At 65.1% G+C, this 25441-nt stretch carries 25 protein-coding genes; 12 read left to right on the forward strand and 13 right to left on the reverse strand.

Annotated elements, in window-relative coordinates:
• Window positions 1-56: 56 nt before the first annotated feature.
• Both BKA23_RS10565 and BKA23_RS10570 read left to right on the forward strand, forming a co-directional pair.
• Complete coding sequence (locus BKA23_RS10565; RefSeq protein WP_145227808.1) at window positions 57-944, forward strand: LysR family transcriptional regulator; 888 nt, start codon at window positions 57-59, stop codon at window positions 942-944.
• 141 nt (window positions 945-1085) lie between these two features.
• Entirely contained in the window at window positions 1086-2090 is a 1005-nt protein-coding gene (locus BKA23_RS10570; RefSeq protein WP_145227810.1) for an enoyl-CoA hydratase/isomerase family protein, read from the forward strand.
• A 94-nt stretch (window positions 2091-2184) separates the two neighbouring features.
• On the opposite strand, the gene miaB is transcribed toward BKA23_RS10570, so the two are convergent.
• From miaB to recA, 5 genes are all read right to left on the reverse strand, one after another.
• Window positions 2185-3726 (reverse strand): tRNA (N6-isopentenyl adenosine(37)-C2)-methylthiotransferase MiaB, encoded by a 1542-nt coding sequence (gene miaB, locus BKA23_RS10575; RefSeq protein ID WP_145227812.1) that lies wholly within the window; start codon window positions 3724-3726, stop codon window positions 2185-2187.
• A 176-nt stretch (window positions 3727-3902) separates the two neighbouring features.
• Window positions 3903-5264: an FAD-binding oxidoreductase gene (locus BKA23_RS10580; RefSeq protein ID WP_145227814.1), complete on the reverse strand. Its 1362-nt coding sequence runs from the start codon at window positions 5262-5264 to the stop codon at window positions 3903-3905.
• 59 nt (window positions 5265-5323) lie between these two features.
• Window positions 5324-5959, reverse strand: a complete 636-nt coding sequence (locus BKA23_RS10585) for a LysE family translocator (RefSeq protein WP_145227816.1) — start codon at window positions 5957-5959, stop codon at window positions 5324-5326.
• A gap of 165 nt (window positions 5960-6124) precedes the next feature.
• Complete coding sequence (locus BKA23_RS10590) at window positions 6125-6835, reverse strand: regulatory protein RecX (protein ID WP_145227818.1); 711 nt, start codon at window positions 6833-6835, stop codon at window positions 6125-6127.
• 83 nt (window positions 6836-6918) lie between these two features.
• Window positions 6919-7983, reverse strand: coding sequence for a recombinase RecA (gene recA, locus BKA23_RS10595; RefSeq protein ID WP_145227820.1), 1065 nt, complete (start codon window positions 7981-7983; stop codon window positions 6919-6921).
• Between the two features lie 381 nt (window positions 7984-8364).
• Here recA and BKA23_RS10600 point away from each other — a divergent pair, with 381 nt between their 5' ends.
• Window positions 8365-8916 (forward strand): cysteine hydrolase family protein, encoded by a 552-nt coding sequence (locus BKA23_RS10600; protein ID WP_211841646.1) that lies wholly within the window; start codon window positions 8365-8367, stop codon window positions 8914-8916.
• Window positions 8917-9088: 172 nt separating this feature from the next.
• Window positions 9089-9370, forward strand: coding sequence for a hypothetical protein (locus tag BKA23_RS10605; protein WP_145227822.1), 282 nt, complete (start codon window positions 9089-9091; stop codon window positions 9368-9370).
• A 118-nt stretch (window positions 9371-9488) separates the two neighbouring features.
• Here BKA23_RS10605 and BKA23_RS10610 read toward each other — a convergent pair whose 3' ends face one another.
• Entirely contained in the window at window positions 9489-9830 is a 342-nt protein-coding gene (locus tag BKA23_RS10610; RefSeq protein ID WP_145227824.1) for a GNAT family N-acetyltransferase, read from the reverse strand.
• A 126-nt stretch (window positions 9831-9956) separates the two neighbouring features.
• Between BKA23_RS10610 and BKA23_RS10615 the strand changes: the two genes are divergently transcribed.
• Window positions 9957-10682: a class I SAM-dependent methyltransferase gene (locus BKA23_RS10615; RefSeq protein ID WP_145227826.1), complete on the forward strand. Its 726-nt coding sequence runs from the start codon at window positions 9957-9959 to the stop codon at window positions 10680-10682.
• A gap of 24 nt (window positions 10683-10706) precedes the next feature.
• Here BKA23_RS10615 and BKA23_RS10620 read toward each other — a convergent pair whose 3' ends face one another.
• Window positions 10707-11405, reverse strand: coding sequence for a class I SAM-dependent methyltransferase (locus BKA23_RS10620; RefSeq protein ID WP_211841647.1), 699 nt, complete (start codon window positions 11403-11405; stop codon window positions 10707-10709).
• Between the two features lie 114 nt (window positions 11406-11519).
• Here BKA23_RS10620 and BKA23_RS10625 point away from each other — a divergent pair, with 114 nt between their 5' ends.
• Window positions 11520-12287, forward strand: coding sequence for a class I SAM-dependent methyltransferase (locus BKA23_RS10625; RefSeq protein ID WP_145227830.1), 768 nt, complete (start codon window positions 11520-11522; stop codon window positions 12285-12287).
• 50 nt (window positions 12288-12337) lie between these two features.
• Here the strand turns inward: BKA23_RS10625 and BKA23_RS10630 are convergent, their stop codons facing one another.
• Window positions 12338-12880, reverse strand: coding sequence for a hypothetical protein (locus BKA23_RS10630; RefSeq protein ID WP_145227832.1), 543 nt, complete (start codon window positions 12878-12880; stop codon window positions 12338-12340).
• A gap of 328 nt (window positions 12881-13208) precedes the next feature.
• On the opposite strand from BKA23_RS10630, the gene BKA23_RS10635 reads away from it, so the two are divergent.
• From BKA23_RS10635 to BKA23_RS10645, 3 genes are all read left to right on the forward strand, one after another.
• Window positions 13209-13538 carry a hypothetical protein gene (locus tag BKA23_RS10635; protein ID WP_211841648.1) on the forward strand — a complete coding sequence of 110 codons (330 nt, stop codon included), beginning with the start codon at window positions 13209-13211 and terminating at the stop codon, window positions 13536-13538.
• Window positions 13539-13680: 142 nt separating this feature from the next.
• On the forward strand, window positions 13681-14193 hold the full coding sequence (locus tag BKA23_RS10640; protein ID WP_145227834.1) for a hypothetical protein: 513 nt from the start codon (window positions 13681-13683) through the stop codon (window positions 14191-14193).
• A gap of 110 nt (window positions 14194-14303) precedes the next feature.
• Complete coding sequence (locus tag BKA23_RS10645; protein WP_145227836.1) at window positions 14304-14798, forward strand: protein-tyrosine phosphatase family protein; 495 nt, start codon at window positions 14304-14306, stop codon at window positions 14796-14798.
• Between the two features lie 93 nt (window positions 14799-14891).
• On the opposite strand, the gene BKA23_RS17655 is transcribed toward BKA23_RS10645, so the two are convergent.
• Window positions 14892-15341 (reverse strand): hypothetical protein, encoded by a 450-nt coding sequence (locus BKA23_RS17655; RefSeq protein WP_170226460.1) that lies wholly within the window; start codon window positions 15339-15341, stop codon window positions 14892-14894.
• Window positions 15342-15449: 108 nt separating this feature from the next.
• Here BKA23_RS17655 and BKA23_RS10655 point away from each other — a divergent pair, with 108 nt between their 5' ends.
• Window positions 15450-15914 carry a DUF4262 domain-containing protein gene (locus tag BKA23_RS10655; protein ID WP_170226461.1) on the forward strand — a complete coding sequence of 155 codons (465 nt, stop codon included), beginning with the start codon at window positions 15450-15452 and terminating at the stop codon, window positions 15912-15914.
• A 187-nt stretch (window positions 15915-16101) separates the two neighbouring features.
• Here the strand turns inward: BKA23_RS10655 and BKA23_RS10660 are convergent, their stop codons facing one another.
• The 4 genes from BKA23_RS10660 to BKA23_RS10675 form a co-directional block, all read right to left on the reverse strand.
• Complete coding sequence (locus BKA23_RS10660) at window positions 16102-16449, reverse strand: hypothetical protein (RefSeq protein ID WP_145227842.1); 348 nt, start codon at window positions 16447-16449, stop codon at window positions 16102-16104.
• Window positions 16450-16708: 259 nt separating this feature from the next.
• Window positions 16709-17719 (reverse strand): DUF4034 domain-containing protein, encoded by a 1011-nt coding sequence (locus BKA23_RS10665; protein WP_145227844.1) that lies wholly within the window; start codon window positions 17717-17719, stop codon window positions 16709-16711.
• Between the two features lie 787 nt (window positions 17720-18506).
• Window positions 18507-19313, reverse strand: a complete 807-nt coding sequence (locus tag BKA23_RS10670; protein ID WP_145227846.1) for a transglutaminase-like domain-containing protein — start codon at window positions 19311-19313, stop codon at window positions 18507-18509.
• A 1-nt stretch (window position 19314) separates the two neighbouring features.
• The gene (locus BKA23_RS10675) at window positions 19315-19542 is read right to left on the reverse strand and encodes a DUF3046 domain-containing protein (protein WP_342783611.1); all 228 of its coding nucleotides are present in this window, start codon (window positions 19540-19542) and stop codon (window positions 19315-19317) included.
• Window positions 19543-19600: 58 nt separating this feature from the next.
• Between BKA23_RS10675 and BKA23_RS10680 the strand changes: the two genes are divergently transcribed.
• Both BKA23_RS10680 and BKA23_RS10685 read left to right on the forward strand, forming a co-directional pair.
• Window positions 19601-20557 carry a nitrilase-related carbon-nitrogen hydrolase gene (locus BKA23_RS10680; protein ID WP_145227851.1) on the forward strand — a complete coding sequence of 319 codons (957 nt, stop codon included), beginning with the start codon at window positions 19601-19603 and terminating at the stop codon, window positions 20555-20557.
• A 100-nt stretch (window positions 20558-20657) separates the two neighbouring features.
• Window positions 20658-25424, forward strand: a complete 4767-nt coding sequence (locus BKA23_RS10685) for an ATP-dependent helicase (protein WP_145227853.1) — start codon at window positions 20658-20660, stop codon at window positions 25422-25424.
• Window positions 25425-25441 lie beyond the last annotated feature (17 nt).

Genomic DNA, 25441 nt, shown 5'->3' on the forward strand with positions numbered 1-25441 from the left:
TCATCCGGAAATGAGTTAACAACTGATCTTTCATGCGTTTTTGACATAATAGGCGTATGCGAGATCTGGTGCACTGGTTTGTCGTGCTGGCCGAGGAGGAGAACGTCACGGCCGCCGCGGCACGCCTGCAGGTGCCGCAACCGACCCTGTCCCGTCGGCTGGCCGGCCTCGAACACCGCTTGGGCACAACGTTGTTCGACCGGGTCGGGCGGCGGTTACGGCTCAACGAGGCCGGGCGGGTGTATGCCGAGCACGTCCGCCGCGCCGACGATCAGCTGGCCGCCGGGGAACTCGCGATCCAAGACCTCCGCAGCGGCGAGTCACTGATGATCCGGCTCGGTTTCCTGCACTCCTTCGGCAGCTGGCTGGTGCCTGAGGTGATCCTGCGCAGCCGCACGACCTTGCCCGGCATCCGGTTCGAACTGACGCAGGGCGCGGCTGATGTCATCACCACAGCAGTCGCTGACAGTGAGATCGACCTCGGCATCGTGTCACCGCGACCGACCGACTCACGGGTGCAGTGGCGTCGCCTGGTCACCCAGGGGGTGCTGCTTGCCCTGCCGGCCGGGCATCGGCTCGCCGGGCGGTCCAGCGTCGACTTTGCCGAACTGGCAGACGACGAATTCGTTGCCATGGAACCAGGATTCGGCATGCGGCAGGTTCTCGACGAGATGTGCGAGCAGGCCGGATTCAGCCCTGACATCAGCGTCGAGTGCCAGGAATTGGACACCGTCTCCGGCCTCGTGTCGGCGGGTATCGGTGTGGCATTGCTGCCCTCGGAAAGGGTCCGGCGGGTGTCGCCCGGCGTGGTCCTCATCGAGGTCACCGGCGCGGACGCGGCCCGCGAGATCGGCCTGATCTGGCCGCGCGGATCGGCCCTGTCCACGCAGTCACGCGCGGTGCGGGCGGCTGCGGTCGAGGCCGTGCGCGCCAAGCCGGCCTGAGATGGCACCGCGGTCCGACTTGTATGCCGCAGCCGGCGCGCCGCCACCTCCGTGATCCACTGGACGCCGATGGCGCCACAGCTTCACGCTGGCGACCGTGACCTGTCACCGAACACGTCCTGGAAGGATCCCGACAATCCAATGAACGACTTCGTCCGTGCCACAGTGACCGGCCGCACCGGTCACCTCAGTCTCGACCGGCCGAAGGCGATGAACGCCCTTGTGCCGCAGATGATCTCGGCTATGGCTGAGTCATTGACGTCGTGGGCTGACGACGACTCCGTCGACCGGGTGGTGATCTCGTCGACCTCGCCTCGCGCGTTCTGTGCCGGCGCGGACATCCGTGCCATTCGCGCGGGTGTGCTGGCACACGAACCTTGGGTGTCGTCCTTCTTCGAGGACGAATACGCCCTCAACCTTCAACTCGCGCACTACCCGAAGCCGCTCATCTCGCTGATGGACGGCGTTGCGATGGGCGGCGGGCTGGGCATCTCCGTGCACGGCTCCCACCGCATCGTCACCGAACGCTCCGTGCTCGCCATGCCGGAGACGGCGATCGGCTTCATCCCCGATGTCGGCGCGTCTCACTTCCTGCCACGGCTGCCGCGACACGTCGGTCGCTACCTCGGACTGACCTCAGCTCGCATCGGCGGACCGGATGCCGTCGCCCTCGGGCTGGCCACCCACCTGTGCCCTGCTGACCGGCTCCCCGAACTGCAGGATGCCTTGCTCACCGGCGTCGACCTTGACTCTGCATTGGCTGCGGTATGCGTCCCGGTCGCGGACGACGACGTCTCGCTGCCGCTGACGCAGATCGAGGCGACGTTCGGTATGCCGAGCGTGGACGACATCGTGACGGCCTTGCGTCGCGGCGACTCGGAGTGGTGCCGCAGCACGCTCGCTGCCATCGAATCGGTCTGTCCCACAACGGTGTACGTCACCGATGCACTGCTGCAGAGCGGCGCACGCAGCACGCTGAGCGAGTGCTTGAAGCGCGAGGCAGCAGTCGGTGCCCGCGTGATTGCACGCGGTGACTTCGCCGAGGGCGTCCGCGCCCAGCTCGTAGACAAGGATCACCGCCCACAGTTTGAGCCCGCGACACTTGCGGAGGTTGATTCGGCCGACGTGCAGAGCCTGCTGAGCTAGCGCCCGGCACGGCCGCACCACAGTCGTCGACGAAACGCTGTGCTACGCCTAGCGGGGTGGTGCCACGCCGAAAGTCGTTACTGCTGAGAGCGATTCAGTCCTGGCAGCAGGCGCCCGCACTCGACGGCATCGCGACGGGCGCGCCCACCGACGGCATACCGAGCGAGACCGCGGGCTTGCGCCCGGCACCCTCGGGCGTGCCCGAATTCTCGCCCTGCAGAGCCGCCCACGCGTCACCGCCGGCAGTGCGGCGCACCGACCACGTGCCACCATCGCGACCAGAGTCGGCGACGAGGTGGTGCGGAGCGCCATACGTGACGTCGACCGTCACCAGGTCACCAGGACGCGGGCGCTCGACACCCTCCGGCACCGCGAAGTGCACGAGACGGTTGTCGCGAGCGCGCCCCGACATACGGTGCGTCTGTGCGTCCTTGCGGCCCTCACCCGGTGCGACCAGCACCTCGACGGTGCGGCCTTCGATGGCACGGTTACCCGCCCACGAGACTTCTTCCTGCACCGCGATGAGCCGGTCGAAGCGTTGCTGCACAACAGCTTTCGGCAACTGGTCGGGCAACTCGGCTGCAGGTGTGCCGGGCCGGATGGAGTACTGGAAAGTGAAGGCCGAGGAAAATCGAGCCTCGCGCACCACGCGCAGCGTCTCCTCGAAATCGGCCTCGGTCTCACCGGGAAATCCCACGATGATGTCGGTGGTGATCGCCGCATCCGGCATACGTTCGCGGACCCGGTCGATGATGCCGAGGAACTTCGCCGACCGGTAGGAGCGCCGCATGTCGCGCAGCACCTTGTCCGAGCCGGATTGCAGCGGCATGTGCAGCGACGGCATGACGTTGGGCGTCTCGGCCATCGCATCGATCACGTCGTCGGTGAAGGCGGCCGGGTGCGGAGAGGTGAAGCGCACGCGCTCCAGGCCCTCGATCTCTCCGCAGGCGCGCAGCAGCTTGCCGAACGCCAACCGGTCGCCGAACTCGACGCCGTAGGTGTTGACGTTCTGTCCCAGCAGGGTCACCTCGACGACGCCCTGCTCGACGAGCGCGCGCACCTCGGCGAGCACTTCGCCCGGACGGCGGTCCTTCTCCTTGCCGCGCAGCGACGGCACGATGCAGAAGGTGCAGGTGTTGTTGCAGCCGACCGAGATCGAGACCCAGCCGCTGTATGCCGAGTCACGCCGCGTCGGCAGCGTGGACGGAAAGGTCTCCAGCGATTCGAGGATCTCGACCTGCGCCTCGCGGTTGTGGCGGGCGCGTTCGAGCAGCACCGGCAGCGAGCCGACGTTGTGGGTTCCGAAGACGACATCGACCCACGGCGCCCGCGAGACGATGTCGCCCTGGTCCTTTTGCGCCAGGCAGCCGCCGACGGCGATCTGCATGTCCGGATGAGCGCTCTTGGCCGGGCGCAACTGACCGAGTTGGCCGTAGAGCTTGCCGGCGGCGTTCTCGCGCACCGCGCAGGTGTTGAAGACGACGACATCCGGGTTGTCCGGGCGTTGCGAGGTCGCCAGCCCGGCGACATCGACATACCCGGCGGTCTCCAGCAGACCCGCGATCCGCTCGGAGTCGTGGACATTCATCTGGCACCCGTGGGTGCGCACCTCGTAGGTCCTGATCGCCTCGCTCATAACCGGTCCAGGGTACGGCCCGGGCGCCACCGGCCACGAATCGCGCAGCCGCAGTGCGCAGCTGGTTTGTGCTGCAGTGGCCAGCGGTCACTGCGCCCGGGCGAGCGTTCGCACCTTGGCGTCCGATCGGCGGAACCTCGCTCAGCTCGAGGACGAATCCGCGGAGCGGCCGTGACTCAGAAGACCTTGCCGGGGTTGAGGATTCCGTGCGGATCGAGTGCCGCTTTGACCGCGCGCTGCATGGCGAGCACCTCGGGACCGAGTTCCTTGGCGACGCCGGGCATTTTCAGCAGGCCGACTCCGTGCTCGCCGGTGACGGTGCCGCCGAGGTCGAGGCACTCGTCGACGATGCGGTGAAAGGCGCGTTGTGCTCGCTCGCGCGCCGCGTCGTCGCCACGCTCGGTGATCATCAAGGGGTGCAGGTTGCCGTCGCCGGCATGCGCGACGCTGGCGATGGTGGTGTCGGTCTCGGCGGCGATGACGTCGATGCGCCGCAGCATCTCCGGCACGTGCTCCTTGGGTACGCAGACATCCTCGGTCAGCAGGTCACCGAGCCGCTCCAGCGCGGGGTACGCCAGCCGTCGGGCGGCCATCATCGCGTCGGCTTCCTCCGGGTCGTCGGTCTCGGCGACATAGGTCGCACCACCGACGGTGAACGCCTCCTGCAGTTGCCGCGCAGCCGCAGCGCCCGCCTCCCCCGCTTCGTCGACCACACCGAGCAGCACGACATTCGCTTCCGCGGACAGGCCCATGTGGGTCAGATCGTCGACGGCCTTGAGGCAGGTCTGGTCGACGAGTTCGAGCGCCGACGGCGTCAGCCCGCGACGGGCGACCTCGCGGACCGCGACTCCGCCGTCGACCATGGAGTCGAAGTATCCGATGACGGTGCGGCCGCGATCCGGCAGTGGCCGCAGCTTGACGGTGATCTCGGTGACGATGCCGAGCGTCCCCTCCGACCCGACGAACAGGCCCACCAGGTCGAGCCCGGCGACTCCCTTGGCGGTGCGGCGGCCGAGGCGCACGATCTCACCGGTGCCGGTCACGACCTCAAGAGCGATGACGTAGTCACGCGTCACGCCATACTTCACGCAGCACACGCCGCCGGCGTTCGTGCCGACATTGCCGCCGATGGTCGACCACGGCGAACTGGCCGGGTCGGGCGGATACCAGAGTCCCTCGGTCGCGACGGCAGCACGCAGGTCGTCGTTGACGACGCCTGGTTCGACGACGGCGATGCGTTCCAACGGGTTGATCTCGCGGATTGCGTTCATCTTTGCCAGGGAGATGACGATGCAGCCGTCAAGTGCGTTCGCCCCACCGGACAGTCCTGTGCCCGCTCCGCGCGCGACCACCGGCACGTCGTGCTTGATCGCCCACCGCACGGTCGCCTGCACGTCGGCAGCATTCCTCGCGCGCACCACTGCCCGGGCCGTGCCGTATGGCGCCCACTCGGCCTCGTCGTGCAGGTACGACTTCGTCACATCCGGATCGGTCAGCACCTGTGCAGGCCCGAGTTGGGTGACCAGTTCGTCGATCATGACGCTCCTTGTCGGTCGGCAGTCTCCTGCCACCGTATGCCGCACCTCGGGCGCGCGACTCAGCGCGGCAGCAGGGTCAAGCCGATGGCGGCAAAGAGACCACCAGCCACTCGGTCGATCGTGCGCTGCAAGCGGTTGTATGCCGACACCACTGGTCGCGAAGCGGCGCACACGGTGACAACGGCGAACCAGGTCAGCGCCATGGTCAGCATCACCACGAGGAGCCCGAGGCGACCGGCGACGCCGAGGCCGTGGGGCAGCAACGCTGCGAAAAGGGCGCCGAAGAAGATCAACGCCTTGGGGTTGGCCAGATTGGTGAACAGGCCGAGTCGCCAGTGCTGCACCGTGCGCATTCCTCGCGGCCGCGATTCTGCTTCGGTGTCGCGAATCTCGTCGCCGGCCCGGCGGCGGGTCGACCACAACACGCGGAGGCCGTATGCAACGAGCAGCACTGCGCCGACCGTACGGATCACGAGATACAGGTGTTCGTATCGCGCGAGCAGCGTGCTCAGACCCACCAGGGCGAGCGTCGCCCAGCAGGCGATGCCGCTGACGACGCCTGCGCCGACCTGCAGACCGGCTCGGCGGCCGTGTGCAGCGGAGGTCCGCAAGACAGCGAGGAAGTCCGGGCCGGGCGCGATGACGGCGATCACCCAGGCGCCGAGCAGCGGCAGCAGCGACACCATGACGCTCATCCAAGCACCGCCGTGCCGACATGCGCTCGGATTCAACCGATCAGAGGTTCAGGTCTCATCGTCCGGATAGCCAGGCTGAGCAACCCGGATCGCTCAACACATTCACTCGTTCGTGCCGGAGGCTTTGCTGTTCCGTTCGCAGGCTCGATCGACTCACGCCCCGCACTAGTCGCGTTGGTGTTCGGGCGCATCGGCGATGGCCTCACGGATCACCGACCATGACACTGACGACGAATAGCCTTTACGGGCAAGCATTCCCGCCAATCGCCGGGTTTGCACAGTCGCGTCGAGACCGTGCATCGAGCGCAACTTCTTGGCAACCAGGGCGGCGGCGCGTTCGCGTTCGCCGTCCTCGTTGATCGTGTCCAACTGCTCGCGTGCGATGTCGTCGCTGATGCCCTTGCGCCGTAACTCCTGCGCCAGCGCTCGACGTGCCAGACCGCGCTTCATCTGCTCGGAGCGGACGAGCGTCCCGGCATACGCCTCGTCATCGATGAGGCCGACGTCTTCCATGCGATCGAGCACCACCTGTGCGACGTCGTCGTCGCAGCCGCGCTCTCGGAGCTTGTCGGCCAACTGTTTGCGACTGCGCGGAGCTGCGGCGAGTTGGCGCAGGACGATGCCGCGGGCGACCTCATGCGGGTCCGCATCATTGTCGGTCCGGTCCAGTGGCGGCTCGCGACGATGGCGTGGCGTGCGGTCCGGTTGCACCGGGCGGCGGCTACTCCGCGCCCGCGCCGGACGACTCCCGGCATCGTTGATGGCGATGTCGTCGGTGTCGCCACCAGCGCCTGAACCTGCCCAGGGACCGATGACCACTTCTGCTGGATCGATGAAATCCGGCAGCGAATCTGTTTGTCTGTCAAAGGGATTCATGATGGTGCGATGACACCGCCTTATCCATCGGGAACCACAAGCTCGACCGTCGGACGCGAGCGACCGACGGTCGAGCTTGTTGATCAGAAGTCGACTGCGGCGTCGGCGACGGCCTCAAGTGCGGGCTTGTCCGCCTGCGGGCCGATGCCGAGCTTTTCCTTGATCTTCTTCTCCAGCTCATCGGCCAGGTCGGGGTTGTCGCGCAGGAAGTTACGCGCGTTCTCCTTGCCCTGACCCAGCTGGTCGCCCTCGTAGGTGTACCAGGCGCCGGACTTGCGCACGAAGCCCTGCTCCACACCCATGTCGATCAGGCCGCCCTCGCGGGAGATGCCCTGGCCGTAGAGGATGTCGAACTCGGCCTGCTTGAACGGCGGGGAGACCTTGTTCTTGACGACCTTGACGCGGGTGCGGTTGCCGACCGCATCGGTGCCGTCCTTCAGCGTCTCGATCCGTCGCACGTCCAGGCGGACCGACGCGTAGAACTTCAGCGCCTTACCACCGGTGGTCGTCTCGGGCGAGCCGAACATGACACCGATCTTCTCGCGGAGCTGGTTGATGAAGATCGCCGTCGTGCCAGTGTTGTTGAGGGCACCGGTGATCTTGCGCAACGCCTGCGACATCAACCGGGCCTGCAGACCGACGTGACTGTCACCCATCTCGCCCTCGATTTCAGCGCGCGGCACGAGTGCGGCGACCGAGTCGATCACGATGATGTCCAGTGAGCCGGAGCGGATCAGCATGTCGGCAATCTCGAGTGCCTGCTCACCGGTGTCGGGCTGGCTGACCAGCAGCGAGTCGGTGTCGACGCCGAGCTTCTTGGCGTATTCGGGGTCGAGCGCGTGCTCGGCGTCGATGAACGCCGCGATACCGCCAGCCCGCTGGGCGTTGGCGACCGCGTGCAGCGCGACCGTGGTCTTACCGGAGGACTCGGGACCGTAGACCTCGACCACGCGACCGCGCGGCAGGCCGCCGATGCCGAGTGCGACGTCGAGTGCGATCGCACCAGTCGGAATAACGTCGATCGGCGGACGGACGTCATCGCCAAGACGCATGATGGCGCCCTTACCGTGCTGCTTTTCGATCTGTGCCATCACGGTGTCGAGCGACTTCAGTTTGTCGTTGCCACCGGATTTGGGTGCTGCTGCCATCGGAAGGCTCCTTGCGTGTCTCGTGGGTTGGGTCGCGTCTACCTGCGACCGTCCGCCGCCCCACGTGCAAGCCGGGCTTTGGAACGAGTCAGACGCTAGGTGCCAGCACCGACATACCACCGGGGTCGATCCAGCACGTGTGGATAAGTGGCAGGTCTCACGAGCACCTGTGCATGAGCGTAGACCACGAACCCGAACACCCGTACGAAGACGCGCCGGTGGCGTGTCGCGTTGTAAGGACGGCGCCTGGGCATCTCGGTGAGCGCTCTGCACTAGGACATCGGCGACGGAATTACTGCGCTTACTGAGGATCCCAATTGCAACAGCGAGAGAACACGGCGGCGCATCTGTGGTAGTTCTCTGAATGTGGCTCAACCCGTTGTGACTGCGCTGATCGTGGTCGATATGCAGGTGGCATTCGTTCAGGGCGAGGGCGCTTCCCCGCAGATGCCCACTGTGCTTCCGGCCGTGGAGACGCAGCTTCGATCCGCTCGAGCCGCCGGCGCCTTGGTCGTGTTCTTGCAGAACGATGGATCCCGTGGCGCGGACGACGAGCCACACACGCCGGGTTGGCGACTGGCACTGGAGCCATCGAAGGGCGAAGTAGTGATCCGCAAACCGGAAGACAGTGGCTTCGTCGGCACCGACCTCTCACCTTTGTTGGCACGTCACCAAGTCAACGCCGTGTCCGTCTGCGGGGTCATGTCCGAGATGTGCGTCGCCGCTACCGTCCGCGACGCGGAACGCGAGGGTCTAACCGTGGTTCTTGCGCATGACAGTCATGGCACACACCCGGTGCCCGCCTACGCCGACGGCGACATTGAAGTCACTGCTGAGCAGGCAGCACGGGCTGCGGAATGGTCTCTCGGTGACTCGATCTGGATCCCCCCGACAGGCGCTGAAATCGCGTTCGCTCGACCTTCATCCCAGTAGCAGATCCACCGCTCGTCGGATCTTGCGCCGGTGGATCTGATGCGCCTGCAATGATCCATGCATGGATGTTGCTGACGAGGTCTGGAACCGAGCGACTTTGGCTGGCGGCAGCGCATCTCAACGCCCAGGCGATTTGGCTTTGACATCGGTGTTCGGCGTTCACAACCTCGCAATGAGCGGTGGCCTCTTGGACGCAGTAGAGCGAGCGGCTCCGATTCAGCTGGATGCCGCTGAGGCGGGCTACCGCTGGCTCGGACTCGATGCCGCTGCAGATGTCATAGCGATGCTGCGACGCGAGATCGAGAATGCCACTCTCGACGATGACCACCTCGCGAACGCCTTGGAGTTGCGCGCAGACGAGGAGTACAACCGTGCCGTGCCCACGGATCAGACGATCTTCAGCGCCTTTCACGCCAAGTTTGTCGCTGACCCTGGGGCCTTCGCGCCTGTGTGAGCAGTTCGCGCACGCATCACCGGTGTGCCTGTCGGCGATCGCCAAAAGAGACGCAGCATCAGCGCAGATGGATGAGGCCCGCCCGGGTGGGCGCAAATCCACAGGCGTCTTCGTAGAACTAGGCCAGATCAGCGACGTAGTCGACGAAGAGCCACTCGCATCCCGCAGAACGCGTTTCGGAGATCGCAAGCTTGACAACCGTGGTTCCGAGGCCCTGATGCTGATGACTGGGGTGAGTCTTCGTGTCGATCAGGAAGGCATGATCGCAACCATCCCAGGCGACATTGACGAATCCGACAAGCTTGTCGTCGGACGTTCTCGCAGCGACCCAACCGAGAGAGTGCGGTCGGATTCGATCCCACCATCCGGGTTCGGCGACTCCGCCACGTGCAATCGTGAGGTCGACAAGCTCCGCGTCCTCGACCGGTGTCCGCCAACCGAGTGTCACGTTGTGCATCATGCACTCAAGTGTGGAGCAGACGCGCAGCTATCGCGGTAGTTGCAGTAGCGGTCCCGTATGACGATTCTCTATCGGGCCCTCAAGAAGTCACCTGCCCGAACGACTCAGAACATCTAGCGTGTATCCATGGCGGAGCAGATGTCGCAATCGTTCGGAGCTGAGGTCGACGCGTATGACCGCGCCCGTCCCGACTACCCGCGCGATGCGGTGCACTGGCTGCTCGGCGACGCGCACCGTGTAGCCGATGTCGGCGCCGGAACGGGAAAGTTGAGCGCAGTCATCGCAGAACTTGGCCGCGAGGTGATCGCGATTGAGCCTGACGACGCCATGCGATCGATGTGCCGGCGTCGGCTGCCTGATATCGAAGTATTCGACGGTTCTGGTGAGCACCTTCCACTACCCGACAGCTCAGTCGACGCCGTGACGTTTGGGCAGGCGTGGCACTGGGTCGACCCACAACTGGCCTGTGCTGAGGCTGCGCGCGTTCTGCGCCCCGACGGGGTGCTCGCCCTGATGTGGAACGTGCGCGATCAAACAGTGGATTGGGTTGATCAGCTCACGACCGTCGCGAACGCACAGAACGGTGAAGGATTGGCTTTAGTCAATCCTCCGGCGTTTACGGCACCTTTTCAGCGAGCGGAGAACCAGCGCTGGTCCTGGACCCGGGACATAACGCCGCAGGAACTCGTCGATCTGATGGTGTCCCGCACTTCCGTGATCACCGCCGACAGCCAAACACGCGCCGAGATCATCAACGGTGTACGACACCTTCTAGCAACGCACCCCGGCACTGCCGATCGCCAGGTGCTTCAGCTCCCCTACGTCACCACTGCGTGGAAGCTCCAACCATGAACGATCACAGGCACTGATCGCCAGTTAAACGGCCTCTAGCACGAAGAAGAGGAAGCACAGGAATGACTTGCCTTCAGCTAGGCCATCGGGAAGAAGTTCGCTGGGAGTCTCGGGGGCCGGCGGCGGCTCGCTGACGGTGATGATGCGGAATCCTGCGGACGTGAAGGAGTCCGTCATAGTGTGCAGTGGGCGGTGGAAGAAGGTCAGCCACACCGTGTGGCCGGAGAAATCGTAGTCCTCGGTGTACTTCGTCACGGCGAAATAGTCGGCGTCGGGGTAGACCACCGGGAAGATGACCGGGTGGTTCACTGAGACCAACAGCCGCCCGCCCACTTTGAGCACACGTCGGATCTCGGCGAGCGGTTCAGACCAGTCCTCCAGGTAATGCAATACAAGCGACGCGACGACATCATCGAATTCTGCATCGCCATACGGCAACGGGTCCTGAAGGTCGGCTACACGCAGATCGACATCTTCTCCGAGGCGTTCACGGGCTAGGTCGACCATCGCGAGACTCCGGTCGAAGCCGACAACCTCGGCGCCGGCCTCACGAAGCTTCGCGGTCGTCGGCCCTGACCCACAGCCCACATCGAGGATGCGCCGCCCAGACACGTCCCCGGCAAGTCGCAGCATCGCAGGCTGCTCGTAGTAGGCGTTGAACAGACCCGTCTCGTTCTGTTTCGCGTAGGCCGCCGCGAAACAGTCGTAGTCACTCTCGGTCACACGTCGCTCCTCGAGCAGGGATGGCTCGCCGAGGCTACTCGCGCCTGCAGCTTCAGCGGCCCGCACACGCCGCAACCCAAAAACAGTGCGCTGTTCGTATGGCAGCATCGGCGCATGGCGACGCGAAATTCCGAGGCAGGAGACGACGCAAATCGTTCGTGGCAATCGTTGTCGGCGGGTTTCGAGCAGGCCCGGGCGCGTGAGGATTCTCTCGACCGACTGGTTGAGTGGCCGGCCGAGCGCGCGCTATTGGGTGACGTGGCTGGGCTTGCGGTACTTGATGCTGGGTGCGGGAACGGTTCCAAGGTTGCGCAACTGGCTGAGGAAGGCGCCGCCCAGGCGGTTGGTGTCGATATCAGCGGCAACTTCATCGACCGGCCGGGGATCGAGTTCATTCAAGCGGACCTGTCCGATCTATCCCGCGCCCCTGGCCTGACCGGCCGCCGATTCGACCGCATCCTGTTCTTGCAGTCTTTCGGCTACGCCAAGGACGGTGTACGAGCGTTGCAGGTCGCGCGAAGCATGCTCACCGAGGATGGATTCATCCTGCTCACCCGCACTCAGCCGATCCGTTATGCCCTTCAACGGGCCGAGCAGAATGGCACGAGCATCGGCGAGGAGTATTTCTCGACCACACAGTTCTCCTACCAGCACCGCAACTGGCACGAACACGTCACGCTCACGAAACGCCCCTACACCATGTCGGATTTACTGAACACGTTCAGCGCCGCGGGCCTTTGGGTCCAAGAGGCCGTCGAACCACACATGTCAGCAGAGGCAGCCGCCCGATTCCCAGAGAAATTTGCCGCAGCCAGCGAGGGCTTCGTCGGCATCATCATGTTCAAGCTCAGACCCCTGCGATTCCAGAGGATCGAGTCTTAGAAGCGAGGACCAGGCGCGCCCAACTCACGTGACATTCTGATAGCCGATCCTTAAATGGCACGCCAGTTGTGGGTGGTATCGCGCACTGGTCGTTGGGTTGTCATTCCGTTCTCGTCCAGTGCGTTGAAGACGTGTAGGTCACCGCGATCTGTTGCCAGCCACACACCGCCGGTCAACCATCTTCCTCGTTTATTATTCGGAACGCTGAGGCTCCCCGTTTCGAACAAGAAAGACGTCGCGTTGATCTTCGCAACTCTCCCGCCGAGGATCGGCCAGAGATTTGGATCGGCGGCTCGTTGCCATTGGAGCGGCCATGTCACCCACGCTTGCGGGACGATGCCGACGTCGATGGTGTCCCATGTGATTGAGAGGTCATCGAACTTTTCCCAGCAGATCTCCAACTGTGGACCGCTATCAAAGCGGAGCACAACCGGCAGATCTCCAAACCACTCCCCGCCCTCAACGACGACGGTCCAGATCTCGGTCAATCGCCTGCCCACCACTCCGCGCAACGCCACCGCGGCGCGCTCCAGCTGTGCATCGGCAGCGGCGAAATCGGGTAGCCAACCTGATATTTCTGGATCTGGTTTCACGCCGTAACGCTTGCACATCTGTGCACCGCTCGACACTTGGTTTTGCTCGACATGATCCCTCGGTCACAGCGACGCTTGTGGCGTCCCACACCAGACCGGCAATCACGTCGGAACCGACAACACGCGACGGCCGCATGAAAAATCGAGGCTTAGAAGCGCTCCTGATGTGCTGCTAACAAGGCGACGGCGCTCTTGGATGCCGTTGAAGCGGCCGGGACCGCCATACGGAACAACCACACCCTGACAGTTCACGTCGGCACGACGCCAACCTGACGTTCGTCTCGACGACCGGATAGATCGCGTTTGCCATCTGCGCAAGACTGGGAACGTGGAAAACGACCACGATGTGGCCCGAGACCGCGAAGTTATGGAGTCGATCACCGGCCTGTCCTTCGAGATGATGCGGTGGCCATCGGGAGCGATGCAACCTGGCACACGAGTTCGGGTTGTTCAGGATCGGTCATGGGATGGGCGGTGGGCGAGCGAATTCGATGGCACCATCGACGCGACAATCGTTCCGCTCCTGGTGCGGAACCCCTTGGCCCAGCCCGATGAACGGGAGTACTCAGTGGTCTTCGACACCCCGCAACGGGATGCAGGCGGACACGGGCCGTACCGCAAGGCCGTGATCTGGGAACGTTACTTGGAAGAATTCTGAACACGCCGAGTGTCTTACTGCTGCATTGAGCATTCTTGCCATGCATCGGCGACTGGCGGTGGCCGGCACATCACGTATCAGTTGCTACCGACCACGAACTGCCCGGTCCCGGCGGTCTATTCAATCGCGCTAACCTCCGAAGGTGAATGAGGCGGAACGAGCCAGAATGTCGTTCGCAGATTTCCTTGCTGTCTACGATCTAAGCTTTCACGGTGCGCAAGTCCTGGTATCCGCCGCGACGGATCTGCTCGTCCTGGGAATCGATTGCCCTGTCGTGGTGGCGGTAGCAAGCGCGATCATTACCCCCGAGACGAACCGCTTCGTGATAGACGATCTTGTCCGTGATGCCAGGGCAGAGTTGGGTCTCGCTCAACTCGACGATGATGCGCTCATCATCCGGGTCGCTCAGTCTCAGCTTCGCCGGTGGGCTGCGGGTGTAATGTCCGATCGTGAGCTTGCGGCGTGGGCGCACAAGGTGATTGGTCACGACGGTCCGTTCGTTCTACAGGCGCTTGTGAACGCGGACGATGAATTTGATGACGTCGATAACAGCTGGACTACCCTCGCCGACGCGTACGTGCATTCAGGCCTGCTCGACACAGCGAGCAACATCTTCGCGCTCGCCGATCCATGGGAAATGAACCGTGTGAGGTAAACCGGCAACGACACGAATCGGGGAGCTTCCGTCTCGCAAGCAATCGTTGCACGCATCGTGGCGGACAAAGCCCTAAACTCTAAGGTTGCGACGAACCCGAAGGACATTAATTGATTCCGACGATTTTCAGGATCCCGATATCAACGCCAGGAACTTTGTCAATCATTTCACGTCCACGAGGCGGAGACTGGCTCGCGGATGAAATCCATGGGCTCAAACTCCTTGGAATCCATGTAGTCGTCAGCCTGCTGACCGTTGAAGAGGAGATCGAACTCGATCTTCGTGACGAGAAACGCGTTGTCGAGGCCGCCGGGATCCTGTTTCGACGACTACGCACTCCAGACCGCGGCATTCCAGACCGTCACCGAACTCAAGATCTTGCCGATCAGCTCGGGGCTCAGCTTGCCGCGGGATCCAACATTGCCATTCATTGCCGATACAGCATTGGCAGAGCATCCCTGTTTTCTGCGGCGGTGATGGTTCGGGCTGGAACGCGGGCCGCGACCGCCTGGTCGTGCATCGAGCACGCTCGCGGTCTGTCCGTGCCAGACACCGACGAGCAGCGACAATTCATCGATTCTCTTGGTCGGGCCAGAAGACCGTGAGCTCATTTCCAGTGGAACGAAGAAGCTCAATACTCCTAGCCAGCTTCGAGGGGCGCCCTTCTCCTGTCCATTTAATAGCAGATGGTCGGCTTATCAGTGCGAGATGAGAACCTCGCGCAGGGATCCGGCATACACCGGATTGTCGATGCCGCGGTCGAGCTTCGGGATGAAGATGAGGAGTCGAGCGTCGGTGCGGGGATGGTCAGGAAGCACGAACCGCCACCACGCTTGCCATGGTGGATCGATCCCGGCGATCTGAGCAACATTCTCCTTCAGGATGGGCAGTTGCTTGTCGTCCACCACGACGCTCGGAACGAGTGGAAAGAGAACGCGGTCCCCGGGATGTTCTGGGAACTCGGTGAAGTTACCGGGACCTAGTGCTTTGGCAAGAGCGTGCGAGGATTCGACCGCCGTATGCCAAGCTGCACCTTGTTCAGCGACCAACGGTCCATCGGCCACCATGACCACGTTCATGGCGTCCTCGGCGACCGATACGCCACGGAGATGGATAGGGATATCTTCGACCGAGCCCACACGGATCATTCGCCGAGACTACAAACGACCAAGACCGAGCGTCGCTGCATTCCCGGTGCAGCGCCCAAACGAGGCAGTTTGGTGCCAACTTCGCTGTTGAGGCGCCATACTCGCGATATGCCCGATCATCCCAACCGATTGCTCCGAGACCTACTTGACCTCATCGATCGGTATGGCTGGGCGGTGCGACACGTCGCCGCCGGTGATGGCCGACCGCCGTTCTCGTACACAATCGGACTCACCGCACTGGATCACCCTGAGATGGTCATGGTCGGGATGCCGCGCGAGCCCGCCCATGCCTTCCTGAATCTCGCCGGCGACGCAATTAAGGCTGGTCGTACATTCCAGCACGGTGAAATTACTGACGCGCTAACAGATGGTGCCGGAATCGGCATCATCACCGTTGTCGCCGCCGAAGAGCTAACCGCCGTTGCCCAGGTTTACGGAGTGCCTGTCCAGGCACTACAGCTCATCTGGCCCGATTCGAAGGGCTGGCTTCCCTGGGAACCTGGATACAACAACGCTGCCGAAACTCAGCCCTTTCTTGGGCCTCTGCCGACAGCTTGGCGTCGGACTCACTGATGGGTCGGGCACTCCGCTAACCGATCACTCACCCGGGATGCGTTGGATCATCTCGGTGATGGCGAATCGACGGACTCAACGGTGAGCTGCCGGGGTCAGCGCGCGGGATCGGCGCCGGTGGTCCATTCCTGCAGTGCGGTGCGCGTCGTGGTTTCCAGGGTCAGTGGGAGCTGCAGGAGGGCCGTTGCTACAGCTGGGAAGAAGGGCGATTTTGTTGCCCATTGGGCACCCGTCTTGGCATCAAAGATTTTTCGGTCCCCGACATTACTCGTAGGTAAGGCAGGTTTCGTCCGATGGTGACGACCGACACATTGGTGATGTCAGACAAAGCGACCCATTGTCCTGGGCGATATACCGTGCGGCGCACGTAGATCCAGTCGGTGCCGATCGCCCAGAACATCCGTCGCATAGCGAGCGCCGTTGGGTAGATAAACACAGCAACGGCTATCGCGACGCTGACAACGCCGAAGGGAACCGTGACCACTAATGCGCTACCCAAGGCCACTGTTGTGACCAGCGCAATGGCGAGATACACGACAGACTCCGTCGTGCTTGCTTCCACACTGCCACGACGGGTCCCAGGCCGGGAGCGGGCGGCATGCTAGGCGCGGACGCGAGAAGGCGAAAGATCACACCCGAAGACTAGGGGTCGCTGCACCATCCGCGAGTCCTCTCGCTCACTCACCGCTGCTGGCGACAAGCGCTGCTGCTACGACGCCGGGACTTCCACCCCAAGGCCCGCACTTCTGGGCTGCGTCGACCGTCGACGGTTACGTAGACGCTGCTTGCTGAGTTCAGGGGTGGGGATCACTCGTCGTCGGCTCGTCTGTAGTGCCGGCGGCCGTGCAGCAGATTCTTCGGATACGAGCGAACTGCTCGCCACCTTTTCGCCCGTACCTGTTTGCCCAAGGCTGATCGGGAATGCCGACACGTTCGAGCTCGAGAAACAATCCTGCGGCGCGAACACGCTCAGCGCGAACACCGTCGCCGACCATGGCGAGAGCGTAAGCAAACCAACTCTGCGCAAGTGGAGTGGATCCGCCAGGCTCGTGATGTGCGGAGAACACGCTCGCGGAAGCCGCTGCACCGATCTCCGCTGCAACTTCAGGTTTGCGGAAATGTGCTTTCGCCGCAACTGGGTCGTTGTCCCAGTGTGCTAGGTACATACGAAACTCTTCGTGTGCTCGGACGAGCCCGACCCGGCCGAGATTGCCGTCAGGCAACGTTCGGTCCCCTTCGCGCGCAACATCGAACATCAATGTGTGGCTTCCTGACCATTTCTGCGCCACGGCGGATGTGATCGCAAGCCATCCCGGAACGAAACCATCGTCACGCCGTCGCATCGATTCGAAGCGTCCTAGGACGTCGTCCTTTGGAATTTGGAGGCCGGTGCCCGTCCAGATCAGCTGTGACCACGGGTACGGGTCACGCGGTTCAAGGTCAACAGCCTTACCGAACGATTCCTCAGCGGCTCGCAACAGACTGAAGAAGTCGCCCCAGGCACTCCGGTCGACCGTGTTTGCTTTGCCGTTGCCGCGAACATCCCACGCAAGCCGGCACAGCTGCGAACCACGCACCGCGTGCGCTAAGCCGCTGCGAGGGCAACTGAGCACCCAATCATCGATTGGATCCAGCCGTCTCAAGGCTGCCGCAACACTGCCTCGCGTGTCCCAGTCCTCGCTGTTGCCGTGAGCATCCTCGACCGAACGCCAGTCGCCCTTTTCGAGTGCCGTCATTGACAACTTCGCAGCCGGCACACCGCCAGCGGGATCAAAGACGACCGACGGTAACGGCGACGGGCTCACAGGTTCATTTTTCTGACGCCTAAAGAAAGGTGGCACCCGCCGAACATAGTTGAAAGCGCAGCATCCGTGTTGTGCGCACGTTCCGACTTTTCGCGAGAGGATGCACTCGTGCACATTGTCATGAACGAGTCGATGCGAGTTATCTACGCGTCGGCGGTCGCAGGAGCCGAACCATTCGACCTTCCAGCTCACCTTCGCGCGATAGCTGAGGCAGGCGTCATCCTCGCCAACGATCGTCTCCAGCTCGCGAGTCGCGAGTGCATCTCACCACCGCCGACCAGTTTTGATGATTGGGATGCCGAACGGTGGACAAACAAGGTTCATCTGGACACACCAAGGTCAGTCGGTGATTCACGATGGCGAGGGGAACTTCTTCGAAACGGGCTTGAGTTGGCGCAACGGCTCCTAGCCATGGCTCTCGAGCTACCCACGTTGCCCACGCTGCCCGTTCAGGCAGTGATCAGCCTTCAGTCCGCGGAAGGTGAAGTCGACTCGGAAGTAGACCTTGCCACTGGAGTTCTTCACCTGTATCTGGTTCGCGCACCAGATGAGGACCTTTCGCTCACGGTGCACAAGTTCGCACAGCCTGTCGCCGTACTGACCGCCAATGCATCGGCCACGAACTCCCCCACCGAGGGTCACTGAGAGCTTGTGAAGCCCTCATCTGTTACGCCGCCGACCGCCGCGAGGCACATCACCCGCATCTGTTCCAGAAGAGTCGCCTCGACGACCGCGTCAATGCGCCGATGCTGTCGGACCTGACAGCGGCGCGTCATACAGCTCGTCGTCAGCGACCGAGCAGCACCAGACCGGTGTGGTTGTCGCCGGGCAGGGCGGCGTCCGACAGCACCGCCGAGACGGAGATGCCGGTGAGCGTCACCGCTGCGCCATAGGACGACAGGAACGACGTGTCTGCGGCATCCCGGCCGGTTGCGATCCGCAGCAACGACTGCCGAGGCGCCAAGCCGGTCGCGTCCAGCGCCTGCCACGCGCCGTCGACATACGCCTCAACGACGGCGTGGAAGTCCATCGGATCGAGGCCGGGCGCATACGCCGAGACCAGTCGCGCCGGCACGTCGCGGGCGCGCAGCAATGCGATGACCAGGTGCGTGAAGTCGCGGCATACACCTTGACCCTCCAGCAGCGTGTCGAGCGCGCCGTCGGTGGGCTTGGACGCCCCCGGCACATAGGCCGTGCGCTCGTGCACGAAGTCGCGCACCGCCAGCACCAACTCGGCACCGGTCAACCCGTCGAAGCGCTCCGCCGCGATGCCGGCGAGGCGATCGGACTCGGCGTAGCGGCTCGGCACCAGGTTGCTCAACTGTTCGCGCACCGGCTCGTCGAGCGTTTCCTCGTAGCCGGAAACCGTTGCGGCGTAATCGATCTCGACATCACCCGCGGTGACGTCGACGACATGGAAGACGGCATGACGCTCCGCGGTCACGACCTCCGGACTTAACTCGACCCCGCCGGCGACGATCGTCAGCCGGTCGTCCACGGTCAGACCGGGGCACCGCGCCGCGGCAACGGAGATCACCAGGCGAGCGTCCCCCGCCACCTGCAACTGCATGTTCGATGTCACCGAACGTTTCATCTCAGTCCTTTCCCGTATCGCGCACGGGCACGTCGCGGCCGAGGCGACGTTCCGGCGGAATCTGCAGGTCCTCGCACAGCGCGAACCACACTTCGCGCGGCTTCATTCCCGCTTCGAGCGCGTCGTCGGGGGTCCGGTTCGCGAGCGCCTCCAACACGTGACTGCTGGTGAGCATGCGCCCGTATGCCGAGCCGAACTCGTCGTCCACCAACTGCCAGAACTGAGACATCTTCACGATCAGCAAGGGTAGGCGCGTCTGACGGCCTCGGGTGTGTCAGGCTTCGCTCATGGAGTTGATCGTCGCCCCGGAAGTCCCCACGTCATACGCCCGCGTCCGCGAGCCGCAGCAGCCGCCCATCCGCGTGGGTGTCGTTCAGCACCAATGGGATTCGGACGCTGATGCGTTGCAGGAGTCGCTGCGAGACGGCATCCGCCAGGCCGCTGAGGCGGGTGCGCAGATCGTCTTCCTGCCCGAGCTGACCCTGTCGCGATATCCCGCGGACACGCTACCGACGGGTACCGCCAGCGACATCGCCGAGAGCCTGGATGACGGCCCGACGGTCACCTTCGCCCGCGCGGCCGCTCGCGACTTCGGCGTCCACGTGCACGCCTCGCTCTACGAGCGCAATGACGCCGGCGACGGTCTCGGCCTCAACACCGCGATTCTCGTGTCGCCGACCGGCGAGTTGGTCGGACGCACCCGCAAGACGCACATCCCGGTGACGGCCGGTTACTACGAGGACAAATACTTCCGGCCCGGCCCGTCGGACAACGCCTACCCGATCGTCGAACTCGCCGAGCCCGCAGTGAAACTCGGCCTGCCGACGTGCTGGGACGAGTGGTTCCCCGAGGTCGCCCGCTCGTACGCCCTCGGCGGCGCCGACCTGCTGGCCTATCCGACGGCCATCGGCTCCGAGCCCGACCACCCCGACTTCGACACCGAGCCGCTGTGGCAGGCCACGATCACCGGGCACGCCATCGCCAACGGCCTGTTCATCGTGGTGCCCAACCGCTTCGGCAGCGAAGGCCTGATCACGTTCTACGGATCCAGCTTCATCGTCGACCCATACGGCCGGGTGCTCGTGCAGGCGCCCCGCGACCGGGCCGCGGTGCTCGTGGCCGATCTCGACCTGGCCCAGCGCGGTGACTGGCTCGATCTGTTCCCGTTCCTCGCGACCCGCCGCCCCGACACGTATGCCGGACTCGCTGCGCCTGTGCAGCCGCAGCATCGCCGCGACGTCTGACCGGGCAGACCTCACCGAGCACGTATGCCGCACAGCTCTCGTCGCCCACGCCCCTGCGAGCGATAGCCGCTGTCGGTGCCGGATGGCAGGCTGACCCCTGATGGCCGATCCGGTGCTCGAGCGCTTCTCCCCCGCCACTCGCGCGTGGTTCGAGGGATCCTTCAGCGAGCCCACCGCTGCCCAGTCCGGTGCATGGTCGGCGATCAGCTCCGGCGACCACACGCTGGTCGTCGCACCGACCGGCTCGGGCAAGACGTTGTCCGCCTTTCTGTGGGCGATCGACGCAATGGCCCGCGAACCGGTGCCGGACGATCCCCTCGCCCGCTGCCGCGTCGTCTACATCTCGCCGATGAAGGCGCTGGCCGTCGACGTCGAACGCAACCTGCGATCTCCGCTGATCGGCATCGGCCACGCCGCCACCCGGCTCGGGGCTCCGGGCCCAGATGTCACCGTCTCGGTGCGCTCAGGCGACACATCAGCGGCCGAGCGGCGCACATTCGCGCGCCGGCCGTCCGACGTGCTGATCACGACCCCCGAGTCGTTATTCCTCATGCTCACCTCGGCTGCCCGCGAATCACTGGTCGGGGTGCAGACCGTCATCATCGACGAGGTCCACGCGGTCGCGGGCACCAAGCGTGGCGCCCACCTCGCGGTGTCCCTCGACCGTCTCGACGCGCTCCTGCCCACGCCCGCCCAGCGCATCGGTCTGTCCGCGACCGTGCGGCCGGTCGACGAGGTCGCCCGCTTTGTCGCCGGCGGCCGACCGGTCACGGTCGTGCAACCGCCCGCGCACAAGTCCTGGGAGCTCGACGTCGTCGTGCCGGTCCCCGACATGGCCGACCTCGGCCAGCAAACCGACGACCTGACCGGCCCCGCGGCCGGACCGGTCGAGCGCACCTCCATCTGGCCGCATGTCGAAGAACGCGTGGTCGACCTGATTGCCTCGCACACGTCCACGATCGTGTTCGCCAACTCGCGCCGACTGGCCGAGCGCCTCACGACGCGCCTCAACGAGATCTGGCAGGACCGGCAGGCCGAGACCGACGAGAGCGATGTGACCGGGGCCGACACCGGCGACGGCGGCAGCACGCGCGACGGCGCGGCGCACGACACGCACCGGCATACAGCCGCTCAGGTCATGGCACAGGCCGGCACGACACGCGGTGCCCCTGCGGTCCTGGCGCGGGCGCACCACGGCTCGGTGAGCAAAGAACAACGCGCCGAGATCGAGACCGCCCTCAAGACCGGCGCCCTGCCAGCGGTGGTCGCCACGAGCTCGCTCGAGCTGGGCATCGACATGGGCGCGGTCGACCTGGTGATCCAGATCGAGTCGCCACCGAGCGTGGCGAGCGGTCTGCAGCGCGTCGGGCGCGCGGGCCATCAGGTCGGTGCGGTGTCCAAGGGCGTGCTCTTCCCCAAGTATCGCGGCGACCTGGTGCAGACCGCCGTCGTCGTCGAGCAGATGCGCGCCGGTGGTATCGAATCCCTTGCGGTTCCATCGAATCCGGTCGATGTGCTGGCTCAGCACGTCGTGGCGATGTGCTCGATGGACGACTGGAAGGTCGAGGATCTCGAGCAGTTGGTGCGCCGCTCGGCGCCTTTCGCGAGCCTGCCGCGCAGCATCACCGAGTCGGTGCTGGACATGCTGTCCGGACGCTATCCCTCCGACGAGTTCGCCGAGCTGCGGCCGCGTATCGTGTGGGACCGCGTCACCGGCACCCTCACGGGTCGGCGCGGTTCGCAACGCCTCGCCGTCACCAGCGGCGGGACGATCCCCGACCGCGGGCTGTATGGCGTCTTCCTCGCCGGCGGCGATGGTCCTGGGCGCCGCGTCGGCGAGCTGGACGAGGAGATGGTCTACGAGTCGCGCGTCGGTGACGTTTTCACCCTCGGCACCTCCAGCTGGCGTATCGAGGACATCACCCGCGATCAGGTGCTGGTCACTCCGGCTCCTGGTGAGCCCGGCAAGCTGCCGTTCTGGAAGGGCGACACCCTCGGCCGACCCGCCGAATTAGGCCGCGCCGTAGGCAGATTCGTGCGCGAGGTCGCAGCGCTGGATGCCGATGCCGCCCGCGACCGGGTGCGCGCGTCCGGGCTCGACGACTGGGCGACCGACAATCTGCTGGCCTACCTGCGCGAGCAACGCGAGGCGACCGGCCAGCTGCCGCACGACCGGTTGATCCTGATCGAACGCTTCCGCGACGAGCTCGGCGACTGGCGCATCGTGGTGCATTCGCCGTTCGGCGCCCAGGTGCACGCGCCGTGGGCGTTGGCGATCTCGGCTCGCATGCGCGAGCGCTTCGGCGTCGAGGTGCAGGCGATGCACGGCAACGACGGCATCGTGCTGCGCCTGCTCGACTTCGACGGCACCACCGACGAGCGCTCGATCTCGCAGCAGGTGACCGAGCTGATCACCGTCGACGCCGACGAGGTCGCCGATCTGGTGACCGCTGAGATCGGCGGATCCGCTTTGTTTGCAGCGCGATTCCGTGAGTGTGCGGCACGGGCGCTGCTGTTGCCCAGGCGTAATCCGGGGCGTCGGCAGGCCCTGTGGCAGCAGCGCCAGCGCTCTGCCCAGCTGCTCGAAGTGGCCTCCCGCTATCCGTCGTTCCCGATCGTGCTTGAGGCCGTGCGCGAGTGTGTGCAGGATGTCTTCGACGTGCCGAGCCTGACCACGCTGATGCGCGACATCGCCGCCCGATCGATCCGTGTCGTCGAGGTCGAGACCAGGACTCCGTCGCCGTTCGCAGCGAGTCTGCTGTTCGGCTACGTCGCCCAGTTCCTGTATGACGGTGACTCCCCCCTCGCCGAGCGTCGCGCCGCCGCGCTGGCCCTCGATCCGTCACTGTTGGCCGATCTGCTCGGCACCGGCGAGGGCGCTGCACTGCGCGATCTGCTTGACGCTCAAGTGGTTTCGGACACCGAGGCACAACTGCAACGCCTCACCCCCGAGCGCCAGGCCCGCGATGCCGAAGACGTCGCCGACCTGGTCCGCGTGCTGGGAGCGCTCACCCCCGAGCAGGTCGCTGCACGCACCCGCGAGGACGTCCGCGACGAGGTGCCCGCCTGGCTTGTCGCGCTGACCGACGCCCGGCGCCTGATCGAGGTGCGCTGGTCCGGCGAGGTCAGGTATGCCGCCGTCGAAGACTCCTCGCGACTGCGCGACGCACTCGGCGTCGCGATCCCGCCCGGCGTCGCTGCGACCTTCACCGAGCCGGTCACCGATCCCCTCGGCGACCTGGTCGCGAGATACGCCCGCACCCACGGGCCGTTCACCGATGTCGCCTGCGCCACCGCCCTCGGTCTGGGCCGCGCCGTGGTGCACGACGCGCTGCGCCGGTTGGTCGGCTCAGGTCGCATCGTCGAGGGCGAGTTGCTGCCGACCGAGCTCGGCGGCGGCCAGCACGGCGCTGATTTCTGCGACGCAGAGGTGTTGCGCACCATCAAGCGACGTTCCCTCGCAGCGTTGCGCGCCGAGGTCGAGCCGGTCCCCGTCACCGATCTGGCCAGATTCCTGCCTGCATGGCAGAACGTCGGTGGCTCGTTGCGCGGCATCGACGGACTGCTGCGCGTCATCGAGCAGTTGTCCGGCGCGCGGGTCCCCGCCAGCTCGTTGGAGACATTGGTGCTGCCAGGACGCCTTGCGTCATACAGCCCGGGGATGCTCGACGAACTCACGGCGGCGGGTGAGGTGAGCTGGCAGGGGCACGCGGCGCTGCCGGGAGACGACGGATGGGTCTCGCTGCATGTCGCGAGCAGTGCCGGTCTGACCCTCGCGCCGCCGGACGAGACCTTCGAACTGACCGAGGTGCATCGGGCGCTGCTCGCGGCGCTGGACGGCGGGGGTGCGTTCTTCTTCCGGACCCTGCTGGACGCCACCGTCGCGCAGTTGCGCGCCAGCGGCTCCGACACCACCGTCGGTGACGCCGAAATGACCTCTGCTCTCTGGGATCTCGTGTGGTCCGGCCGAGTGAGTGGTGACACGTTGGCTCCGTTGCGGGCGCTGCTCGCGGGCGGCCGCACCGCGCACAAGGCACGCAGCACCGGGCCTCGGCAGTCCCGCTATGGGCGACCCGGTGCCGGGCTGGGCGGCCTCGGCCGGCCGTCGCGGGCATCGCTGCCGTCGCGCACCGGCCCCGCGACTGCTGCGGGCCGGTGGGCGCTGCTGCCGCCCGCTGACACCGACGTGACCGCGCGGGCACTGGCCACCGCCGAGGTGCTGCTCGACCGGCACGGTGTCGTGACGCGTGGCGCGGTGCAGGCCGAGGGTGTGTCGGGTGGTTTCGCTGGTGTCTACCGCGTGCTCGCCGCCGCCGAAGAAGCCGGCCGCGTGCGCCGGGGTTACTTCGTGGAGAGCCTGGGCGCAGCGCAGTTCGGCACGACCGGAGCGGTCGACAGACTTCGTGCGAGCGCGAAACCTGTGACCGCACAACGCAATCCGTGGGACACACCACCGCCCGAGACCACAAGTGCGATCGTGCTGGCTGCAGCAGACCCGGCGAATCCGTTCGGCGCGGCGCTGCCCTGGCCGACGCGGGTGCAGGACGACGAGGCGGGTGCGAAAGGCACGGGCAGTGGACATCGACCTGGGCGCAAAGCGGGCTCGATGGTCGTGCTCGTCGAAGGGCACCTCGTGCTGTATGTCGAGCGCGGTGGCAAGACGCTGCTGTCGTTCGGTGACGACGAGACGGCCTTCAAGGCGGCGGCCGGCGCACTCGCTGCCAGTGTCACCGGAGGCAGGCTGCGCGGCCTGACGATCGAAAGCATCGACGGATCGTCGATCCTCGGAAGCGTCCATCCGGTGGCAACAGCATTGTCCGACAACGGTTTTCACACCACACCGCGCGGACTGCGGCTACGCCGTTGATAGCCCCTGGAGTCACC

Origin of the sequence: Rudaeicoccus suwonensis (genome assembly GCF_007829035.1) — a bacterium.
Taxonomy (GTDB): domain Bacteria; phylum Actinomycetota; class Actinomycetes; order Actinomycetales; family Dermatophilaceae; genus Rudaeicoccus; species Rudaeicoccus suwonensis.